Consider the following 8,819-nt stretch of genomic DNA (forward strand, 5'->3'; position numbering starts at 1 on the left):
ATGGGTTTTGATCATTCTAATACACCTAAAGGACTGCAAAGATACAATCTAAATCAGATACAGCATTGATAAAATCAATTTTGAAAAATTACTTTATAAAAATCAGAATTATTAAGGCGTTATTCTTTGTATTCTTGAGGAGTTTTTCTCAAAGAAGTGTGTTTTTCAAAGGTATAAGCCCATTGAAGTAATTGCATTTCGCCTCTGGGTAAAGTAATAAAAGTCAATCCTTTAGGTGTATTAGAATGATCAAAACCCATCGGAACGGTAAGGGCGGGATATTTTGCTACTGCTGCATAACCCGCGTGATAATTATTAATAGAAAGTATAGCGTCAAGATGAAATTCATTCATAGGCAAATTAAAAAACTTTCTTCCATTCATAAACAAAGTATCTTTAATAGCCTGAAACACTTCTTTAGAAGCATTATCAGAAACGACGCCAAGAAATAACATTTGCCCGTAAGGAGCTCTGTTTAAAGAGTCTTTTAGATTAAAAGCAATGATGTCATCAAGAGTTTTATAGCCAAGGTTTTGATTTCCAAATTCAGAAAAATACTTTGGAATGTCTTTTTGCATATCCAGATTCAACAGTCGTAAAAAGTTTGGCAAAGAGCTTTTTTCTTCCTCAATTTTTACAATTTCTGCGCCCAAATTTTCCAATTGTTTTATTGCATTGGTATAAAGTGAATCACTGAGCAAATGGTTAAAAACACCAAAACGCTTACCGTTAAGTGACCCTATATTCAGATTTAAATAATAATCTGTAGTCTTTTCCGTCTTAAACGAAACCTCATCCTGATCATCAAATCCTGTCATTGCAGAAAGCAAAATTGCGTTATCGATAACAAACTTGCTTATTGGGCCCGGTGTGTCAAGTGTTGAGGATATTGGTATGATACCGCTTCTGCTTAACAGTCCAATCGTTGGCTTCATACCTACTACAGAGTTTTGGGAAGAAGGTGAAAGTATGGAGCCAGAGGTTTCTGTTCCCACGGCTGCAACAGCAAAATTAACTGCAGTTGCTACACCGCTTCCTGAACTGGAACCTCCGGTGTCAATGTTTTTTCTTCCGTATGGATTGAGTGTCTGGCCTCCAACTGCAGAATAACCACTGGGACAATCACCACAGAAAAAGTAGGCCCATTCACTGAGATTTGTTTTTCCCAAAATAAGTGCTCCATGAGATTTAAGTTGCTTGACTATCTTAGCATCTTCAGTGTAATTTTCAGTCAAAGCTACCGCTCCTGCAGTTGTGGGCATCTCTAATGTGTTGATGTTGTCTTTTAACAGAATAGGCATTCCATATATGGGATGTTTTTCTTCGTTCTTATTGAACAAACTATCCAATTTACGTGCTTCTACAAGAACATTTGGATTTAAAGAAATGATACTGTTGAGTGATTTGTCATTATTTCTGTCGTAATATTGGATGCGCTTTATGTAGAATAGCGTTAGTTCTTCATAGGTGAATATTCCATCATCAATATAATTTTGTATTGTTGGGATATCGTTTTCTAAAATGTAAGGTCGTAAAGTATTGTATTGTTCAGCTGAAAAACTCAGAAGTTCATTCTCAAAAGGCTGAAACATATCCTTGCTATTTAGAAACCGGGAGTCTAGGACTTTGTATTTAATTTCATTTTGGGAAGTAGGTTCATTTTTTTGATTGTTTGAAGAATCACAAGAAAAAAACAAACACGCAATGAGAAAATGGCAAATAGCTTTCATTAATTTTTGTCCTAAATTTCTCAAAAATAGTTAAATATTTTATTCTCCAGACAATAACTTATTTAAAGAAAGAGTCTACAAACTCAAATTTATTAAACACCTGCAGATGCTCCATACCTTCACCCACACCAATGTATTTAACAGGAATTTGAAATTGATCACTGATACCAATCACAACACCACCCTTTGCTGTACCATCCAATTTAGTAACCGCCAAAGAAGTTACTTCAGTTGCTGCGGTGAATTGTTTAGCTTGTTCAAAAGCATTTTGACCTGTGGATCCGTCTAGCACCAAAAGTACTTCGTGTGGAGCATCAGGAACAACCTTTTGCATCACGCGTTTTACTTTGGTGAGTTCGTTCATTAGGTTTACCTTGTTATGTAACCGCCCGGCGGTATCGATAATAACGACATCAGAATTTTGTTTTAGGGCACTTTGCAGCGTGTCAAAAGCGACTGAAGCAGGGTCACTACCCATATTTTGCTTAATTATGGGAACCTGAGCCCTTTCTGCCCAAATTTGCAATTGATCGATTGCTGCTGCTCTAAAGGTATCTGCTGCTCCCAGCATTACACTTTTTCCAGCTTTTTTAAACTGGTGTGCCAGTTTGCCGATGGTGGTTGTTTTACCAACACCATTAACTCCCACTACCATAATAACATAGGGCTTTTTATCAGCAGGAACTTCAAACTCAGTTGCGTTTCCTGAATCTACTTCAGAGAGCAAACCGGCAATTTCTTCACGAAGTATCAAATTGAGTTCGTCTGTACCCAAGTATTTGTCTTTAGCTACACGGGCTTCAATTCGTTCAATGATTTTTAGTGTTGTGTTCACTCCCACATCTGAAGAGACTAGAATTTCTTCCAGGTTATCTAAAACCTCATCATCTACTTTAGATTTTCCAGCAACAGCCTTACTTAATTTGCCAAAAAAACTCGTCTTTGATTTTTCAAGACCCTTGTCTAAAGTTTCCTTTTTTTCTGAAGAAAATATTTTTTTAAAAAAACTCATGGTTCATTTGTGATTATTATACAACTGTTCAAGAAATAGCAACTATATTGTCTCTTAACTTAATGCTTATGGGAACAAAGATACATAAAAAGGAAAAGCCGTCTCACCAAAAGGTGGACGGCTTTTATTTAAATTGTAAAAGTTTACTTTTGTTTGCTTAACCAGTCATTTACAAGTTCAGGAGCTGTAATGGTCTCAACAAATATATAGGCACCTGTTTTTGGAGACTTTACCATCTTGATTGCTTTGGTTAAACGTTTTGATCCGGTTTGTAATGTTGCTACTGATTTCTTTGCCATGACTTAGTCTGTTTTTTGACAGTTTTACTATAGTAAAATGCCTTAATTACTTAATTTCTTTATGAACGGTCATCCTTTTCAAGATAGGGTTGAATTTTTTCAATTCCATTCTGTCCGGAGTGTTCTTTTTGTTTTTAGTTGTGATATAACGAGAAGTCCCGTTCATTCCTGATTCTTTATGCTCAGTACACTCTAAAATTACCTGGATTCTATTTCCTTTGCTTTTCTTTGCCATTACTTTGAACTTTTTTTAAGATTATTTAGTTAAATAACCTTTTTCTCTTGCTTTTTTAATTGTTGCAGAGATTCCATTTTTATTGATTGTTTTTAAAGCAGCTGTAGATATACGCAAGGTAATCCACTTATCTTCTTCAGGGATGTAAAATCTTTTCTTCAGCAAGTTAACCTGAAACTTACGTTTCGTTTTGTTCATTGCGTGAGAAACATTGTTTCCAACCATTGCTCTTTTTCCTGTAAGCTCACAAACTCTAGACATTTCTATAAACTTTTTTCGTTATTTTAAAACAGGCTGCAAATTTAATACATTTTTATATGTTGCACAACAATTAAAGATTAGTTTTTTAAAATTTCTTTTCTAAGCAGTTCAAAGCTTTTATTTGTTGCACTTGTTATGACACGTTGCCGTTCTTTTCCAAAATTGAATTTTTCTGAATAGACTCCTTTTGGAGAAGCAATTCCAATAAAAACTGTTCCTACATCTTCATTGGCATCTCCCTTTGTGGGGCCTGCAATTCCAGTTGTTGAAATGGCATAGTCAGATTCATAAAGTTTTCTTGCACTTTTGGCCATAGCCTCTGCAACCTCAGCGCTAACAACGGTATGTTTTTTTATCAATTCTTCAGAGACCCTCAAAATTTTTGATTTACTGGCAGTTGCATAGGTAATAAATCCCCCTTTAAAATATTGTGAAGCCCCACTCATTTTGGTTACTTTTCTGGCCATTTGACCACCTGTACAACTTTCAGCCAGGCTTAAGGTTTGTTGCCTTTTTACCAATAAATTGGCCACAACCTCTTCTATGGAGGTTTCTTCATCAAAACCAATAATAATATCGCCAATCAACCCTTGTAATTTTTTCACGTGAGTATCAATAGCTGCATGCAAGGCTGCCTCATTCAGTCCTTTTGTAGACAATCGCAATCTGACTCTGCCTAATGAGGGCAAATAGGCAAGTTTAATGTCTTGTGGTAAATTTTCTTCAAAATCTTCAATAATTTCAGCTATAGCACTTTCACCCATCCCAGTTGTTAGAAGTGTTTTGTGAACAATCACCGGTCTTTTAAACTTTTTTTGAAGTCTTGGAAGCACTTCATTTTGCATCAAGCCTTTCATCTCATAAGGAACACCGGGCATGGAAATAAACACTGTGTTGTTTTTTTCGAGCCACATTCCGGGGGCTGTTCCAAACTTGTTTTCAAGAGCTATTGCTTTTGATGGCAGATATGCTTGTAATAAGTTTTGTTTATTGGGTGACCGGTTCAGGTGTTTTTCAAAAAGATATTTTACATTTTGAAGTGCTTTTTCATTTAAAACCAATTTATCTTCAAAAAATTCACAAATTGTATTTTTTGTAATATCATCCTTTGTAGGGCCCAAACCACCAGTTAAAAAAACAATGTCTGCTCTTTTTTCTGCTTCTGACAAGCTTTCAAGTATATGGTTTTTATCGTCTTGAATTGAAGTAATCTGAACTACCTGAACACCAATTTTACTAAGTTCTGTGGCTATATACGCAGAGTTTGTATCAACGATTTGACCTATGAGAATTTCGTCTCCAATAGTAACTATTTCGGCAAGCATTACAAGTTAAAATCTTCTTTAAGCTCAATGAATACCTGGCGTAAAATTGTTTCGACTTTTTCCACTTGTGATTTCACTGCCGAATTACTTTTGGAGGTATTGGTCCAGGATTCAATGGCTGTAATATCTTTTGTTAAGTTAAGACCAAGCATTTCAAGATTGGGCTTCATTTTATGAGCAAATTGATAGGCCAACGCTTTGTTATTGTTTTCAACGGCCTGAATCATTGCGTTTAAATCAGGTGGAATTTCATCCAAAAATGTTTTGGCAATCACGGCCATAAACTCTTCATCGCCCCCGGCAATTTCCTGTAAACTATCTAAAGAATATGTTTTACTCATTGTCTATTTTATTTTACTTTAATTGAAAAAACCTGCTTTTCTTCAATATATCCCGTGAGTTGGTCATCAGGATTGACTTTGGCTACACCTGCAGGAGTGCCTGTAAAGATAATATCTCCAATCTTTAATGTAAAGTATTTTGAAATATATTCGATTAAAGCATCGATTTTCCATAACATCATGGAGGTATTTCCCTTTTGCACTAACTGCCCGTTTTTTTCTAAACTAAAATCAATGTTGTTAACATCATCAAATTCAGATTTGGAAAAGAACTTACTTACTACTGCTGCACCATCAAAAGCTTTTGCTTTTTCCCATGGAAGTCCTTTTTCTTTAAGTTTTGACTGTAGGTCACGAGCTGTGAAGTCGATACCTAAACCAATTTCATCGTAATAGGCATGTGCAAATTTTTCATCAATGTGTTTGCCCACTTTTTTAATTTTAACTAATAATTCTACTTCGTGATGCACATCGTTTGAAAAATCGGGTATAAAAAAAGGTTGTTTTTTCAGTAGAATGGCTGTATCGGGTTTTAAAAATATTACAGGATCTGAAGGCCTTTCATTTTTTAGCTCATCGATGTGAGCAGCATAATTCCTTCCAATACAAATTAACTTCATAATAATCGTTCAAAAGAGTTAATCTAACTTGTTGTTTAGTTTTCTCAGTTTGATTCCAGTAAGAATTTTCTTTGTGTATAAAGGAAAATCTGCATTGAGTAACCATCCAAAATAACCTGGTTCATTTTCTAAAACATCTTCTACTTTATTTCCACGGTGTTTTCCAAAAGCAAAGACTTCATTGCCCTGTTTGTCAAATCCTATAAAACCAGCAAAGTCTGCAAATTTTTTATGAGAACTGAATTGTGCTAAAAACTTAGTGTTGTTTTCTAGTGTTTCATATCTTTCAATTTGAGCTTCCAAGACTTCATAAGTTGCTATGGTATCAGCTTCAGCACTGTGTGCGTTTATCAAATCTTTATCACAGTAAAACTTATATGCAGCTTCAAGAGTTCGTTTTTCCATTTTGTGAAAAATGGTTTGCACATCAACAGAAAGTGTATTTTTCATTTCAAAATCAACTCCGGCTCTTAATAATTCTTCTGCTAAAAGAGGAATATCAAATCGATTTGAATTGAAACCTCCCAAATCAGAATCTTTAATAAGGGTGTAAACTTTGGGAGCAAGTTCACTGAAGGTGGGCTCATTTGCTACCATTTCGTCTGTAATACCGTGAATTGACGTAACTACAGGAGGAATAGGCATTTCGGGATTTACCTTCCAGGTATGACTTTCTTTGTTTCCGTTTGGAAAAACTTTTAAAATTGATATTTCAACAATCCTATCTGTGGCAATATTCGTACCGGTGGTTTCCAGGTCAAAAAAACATATGGGTTTGTCGAGGTTTAAGTTCATTATGCAATTATTTTTTTATGAAACAAAATTACTATTAATCATTGATATGGCTGCCTCAATTTTTGAAAAGATTGGAAATTAAAAGGCTTTTAAATCATTTTTATAATTTTCTGAGAAATATTTTCTATTTTTAGAATCAAAACCTAACCAATTTGCTAAAATACCTTGCATACGTAAGTCGTCAATCTTACATTCTAACTAACGAAGATATTTCTAATTTGTTGGTTTCTTGTAGAACAAACAATACCCGAAATGAAATTACCGGGATGTTGATTTATTTTGATGGTACTTTTGTTCAGTTTCTGGAAGGTCCCGAAAACACAATCGATATTCTGTTCGATAAAATTAAAAATGATAAGCGGCATCAGGAAATAATTACTTTGGTTGAGGGAATTGCGACCCAAAGAGAATTTGGTGATTGGTCTATGGCCTTTAAAAAATTGACCATTGATGACACTTCTAGAATTGTGGGTCAAAAGGATTTCAATAAGGAAGATTTATTTAAAGGAAAAGACCCGAACAGTGAACATCCGGGTCTTGTTTTGATAAAATCTTTTGTAAATAATTTACATATTTAAATTTCTCTATTTACATCAAATGCTTCCAGATATTCTGCAACCCGTTTTACAAATTGGCCTCCCAAAGCACCGTTTACAACTCTGTGATCGTAAGAGTGTGACAAGAACATTTTGTGACGTATACCAATAAAATCGCCTTCTGGAGTTTCAATTACTGCCGGTACTTTTCTAATAGCTCCCAGGGCCAGAATTCCTACTTGTGGCTGGTTAATGATTGGTGTTCCCATAACACTTCCAAAAGTTCCAACATTGGTTACTGTATAGGTTCCGCCTTGTGTATCATCTGGTTTTAGCTTCCCGGTTCTTGCCCTGTCTGCAAGGTCGTTTACAGCTTTTGCCATTCCAAGCAAGTTTAATTGATCTGCATTTTTAATGACGGGTACAATTAAATTACCATCTGCCAATGCAGCTGCCATACCCAAATTTATGTTTTTTCGTTTTATTAATTTATCACCGTCAACAGAAATATTTATCATCGGAAAGTCTTTGATAGCCTTGGCAACGGCTTCCATAAAAATTGGAGTAAAGGTTAGGTTTTCACCTTCTCTTTTTGCAAAATTAGATTTCACTTTGTTTCTCCAGTTCCAGATATTAGTAACATCAACTTCAATAAATGACTGAACGTGTGCAGAGGTTTGTACACTTTCAACCATATGATGAGCAATGAGTTTGCCCATTCTTGACATTTCAATAATTTCATCCTGACCGTTCACAGATACTGGTGAAACTTTGGGAACGGTTTGAGATGAAACCGGTTGTGATGGTGATGTAGCAGCAGGCTGTGTTTTGGTCTGACCTGATTTGCTTTCTAAGAAATTTAGAATGTCGTTTTTGGTAACTCGACCGTCTTTTCCTGTGCCGGAAATTGCATCAAGTTGATTCTGCGATATATTTTCTTTTTCTGCAATGCTTCTTACCAAGGGTGAATAAAATCTATCAGTTGTGCTTTGCACTGGTGTTTGCACAGCTTCTTTTGCAGCAACCACCGTTTCTTCTACTTTAGAAACCAATTCTTTAGCGGGTTCAGCAGCTTGTATTTCTTCTTTTTGATTGGCATCAGAACCTTTTGTTGAGGTTTCAATAATTGCGATTGTTTGCCCCACCTGTACAACATCATCAACCTGAAACAAAATTTCAGACAAGACACCTTCTACTTCACTGGGAACTTCAGAATCAACTTTATCTGTCGCAATTTCAAGAACTGCTTCATCAAGCTCAACGGTATCTCCTACATTTTTAAGCCAGTTTGTAATGGTTGCTTCAGCAACACTTTCCCCCATTTTGGGTAATTTTAATTCGAATTTTGCCATAATTTTTAATGAAAGTACATTGGTTTATGCGTGTGCAAAATTAATAATTTTTTATCCTTTCAAGCTGTTTTTAGGATTTTATCTCTGGCTTAGCTTAGAAAATGCTATTTTGATTTTGATTCATTAGAAAAATCAAAAACTTCTCCTTTGTTATTACTACTATCGCTTCCTATTAAAAAATCTGAATTAACCGGTCTTATTCTGAAGGTGTTCTTTTTGTTTTTATGAAAATCCATTGTTTTGAATATTTTTTCATATGAAATATAGTTGGCATCAAAAATAAAGTAAGAATTAAATATTTTTTCGTCTGTAA

General features: G+C 35.0%; 11 protein-coding genes and 1 pseudogene. 1 reads left to right on the forward strand and 11 read right to left on the reverse strand.

All coding sequences use genetic code 11. The features are described 5' to 3' along the window. Nucleotides 1–119: 119 nt before the first annotated feature. From AACY61_RS04275 to AACY61_RS04315, 9 genes are all read right to left on the reverse strand, one after another. Nucleotides 120–1,730, reverse strand: coding sequence for an amidase family protein (locus AACY61_RS04275; RefSeq protein WP_339610352.1), 1,611 nt, complete (start codon nucleotides 1,728–1,730; stop codon nucleotides 120–122). Between the two features lie 58 nt (nucleotides 1,731–1,788). After that, on the reverse strand, nucleotides 1,789–2,742 hold the full coding sequence (ftsY, locus tag AACY61_RS04280; protein WP_339610353.1) for a signal recognition particle-docking protein FtsY: 954 nt from the start codon (nucleotides 2,740–2,742) through the stop codon (nucleotides 1,789–1,791). A gap of 143 nt (nucleotides 2,743–2,885) precedes the next feature. Then, a complete protein-coding gene (locus AACY61_RS04285; RefSeq protein WP_339610354.1) occupies nucleotides 2,886–3,041 on the reverse strand; it encodes a DUF4295 domain-containing protein in 156 nt (51 codons plus the stop codon). Nucleotides 3,042–3,087: 46 nt separating this feature from the next. Beyond that, on the reverse strand, nucleotides 3,088–3,276 hold the full coding sequence (gene rpmG / locus AACY61_RS04290; protein WP_188443171.1) for a 50S ribosomal protein L33: 189 nt from the start codon (nucleotides 3,274–3,276) through the stop codon (nucleotides 3,088–3,090). A gap of 21 nt (nucleotides 3,277–3,297) precedes the next feature. Then, nucleotides 3,298–3,537, reverse strand: a complete 240-nt coding sequence (rpmB, locus tag AACY61_RS04295; protein ID WP_339610355.1) for a 50S ribosomal protein L28 — start codon at nucleotides 3,535–3,537, stop codon at nucleotides 3,298–3,300. A gap of 77 nt (nucleotides 3,538–3,614) precedes the next feature. Beyond that, nucleotides 3,615–4,862, reverse strand: a complete 1,248-nt coding sequence (locus AACY61_RS04300) for a competence/damage-inducible protein A (protein ID WP_339610356.1) — start codon at nucleotides 4,860–4,862, stop codon at nucleotides 3,615–3,617. Further along, the gene (locus tag AACY61_RS04305) at nucleotides 4,862–5,203 is read right to left on the reverse strand and encodes an Hpt domain-containing protein (protein ID WP_339610357.1); all 342 of its coding nucleotides are present in this window, start codon (nucleotides 5,201–5,203) and stop codon (nucleotides 4,862–4,864) included. The genes AACY61_RS04300 and AACY61_RS04305 overlap by 1 nt, the downstream gene beginning before the upstream one ends. Nucleotides 5,204–5,211: 8 nt before the next feature. Then, a complete protein-coding gene (locus AACY61_RS04310) occupies nucleotides 5,212–5,823 on the reverse strand; it encodes a fumarylacetoacetate hydrolase family protein (protein WP_339610358.1) in 612 nt (203 codons plus the stop codon). Nucleotides 5,824–5,841: 18 nt separating this feature from the next. Beyond that, on the reverse strand, nucleotides 5,842–6,618 hold the full coding sequence (locus tag AACY61_RS04315) for a 3'-5' exonuclease (protein ID WP_339610359.1): 777 nt from the start codon (nucleotides 6,616–6,618) through the stop codon (nucleotides 5,842–5,844). Nucleotides 6,619–6,770: 152 nt separating this feature from the next. On the opposite strand from AACY61_RS04315, the gene AACY61_RS04320 reads away from it, so the two are divergent. Further along, entirely contained in the window at nucleotides 6,771–7,196 is a 426-nt protein-coding gene (locus tag AACY61_RS04320; RefSeq protein ID WP_339610360.1) for a BLUF domain-containing protein, read from the forward strand. On the opposite strand, the gene AACY61_RS04325 is transcribed toward AACY61_RS04320, so the two are convergent. Together AACY61_RS04325 and AACY61_RS04330 are read right to left on the reverse strand one after the other, a co-directional pair. Next, nucleotides 7,193–8,506 (reverse strand): dihydrolipoamide acetyltransferase family protein, encoded by a 1,314-nt coding sequence (locus tag AACY61_RS04325; RefSeq protein WP_339610361.1) that lies wholly within the window; start codon nucleotides 8,504–8,506, stop codon nucleotides 7,193–7,195. The two genes, AACY61_RS04320 and AACY61_RS04325, sit on opposite strands and share 4 nt — an antisense overlap. A 104-nt stretch (nucleotides 8,507–8,610) precedes the next feature. Next, nucleotides 8,611–8,819 (reverse strand): annotated as a pseudogene (locus AACY61_RS04330) (hypothetical protein); the annotation flags it as partial.

This window comes from uncultured Planktosalinus sp., from assembly GCF_963973675.1.
GTDB lineage: Bacteria > Bacteroidota > Bacteroidia > Flavobacteriales > Flavobacteriaceae > Planktosalinus.

Excerpts from the sequence above, each read along its gene's own strand:
- AACY61_RS04310 (WP_339610358.1), bottom strand. The coding sequence starts at position 5,823 with ATGAAGTTAATTTGTATTGGAAGGAATTATGCTGCTCACATCGATGAG.
- ftsY (WP_339610353.1), bottom strand. The coding sequence starts at position 2,742 with ATGAGTTTTTTTAAAAAAATATTTTCTTCAGAAAAAAAGGAAACTTTA.
- AACY61_RS04275 (WP_339610352.1), bottom strand. The coding sequence starts at position 1,730 with ATGAAAGCTATTTGCCATTTTCTCATTGCGTGTTTGTTTTTTTCTTGT.
- AACY61_RS04325 (WP_339610361.1), bottom strand. The coding sequence starts at position 8,506 with ATGGCAAAATTCGAATTAAAATTACCCAAAATGGGGGAAAGTGTTGCT.
- rpmB (WP_339610355.1), bottom strand. The coding sequence starts at position 3,537 with ATGTCTAGAGTTTGTGAGCTTACAGGAAAAAGAGCAATGGTTGGAAAC.
- AACY61_RS04315 (WP_339610359.1), bottom strand. The coding sequence starts at position 6,618 with ATGAACTTAAACCTCGACAAACCCATATGTTTTTTTGACCTGGAAACC.
- AACY61_RS04285 (WP_339610354.1), bottom strand. The coding sequence starts at position 3,041 with ATGGCAAAGAAATCAGTAGCAACATTACAAACCGGATCAAAACGTTTA.
- AACY61_RS04305 (WP_339610357.1), bottom strand. The coding sequence starts at position 5,203 with ATGAGTAAAACATATTCTTTAGATAGTTTACAGGAAATTGCCGGGGGC.
- rpmG (WP_188443171.1), bottom strand. The coding sequence starts at position 3,276 with ATGGCAAAGAAAAGCAAAGGAAATAGAATCCAGGTAATTTTAGAGTGT.
- AACY61_RS04300 (WP_339610356.1), bottom strand. The coding sequence starts at position 4,862 with ATGCTTGCCGAAATAGTTACTATTGGAGACGAAATTCTCATAGGTCAA.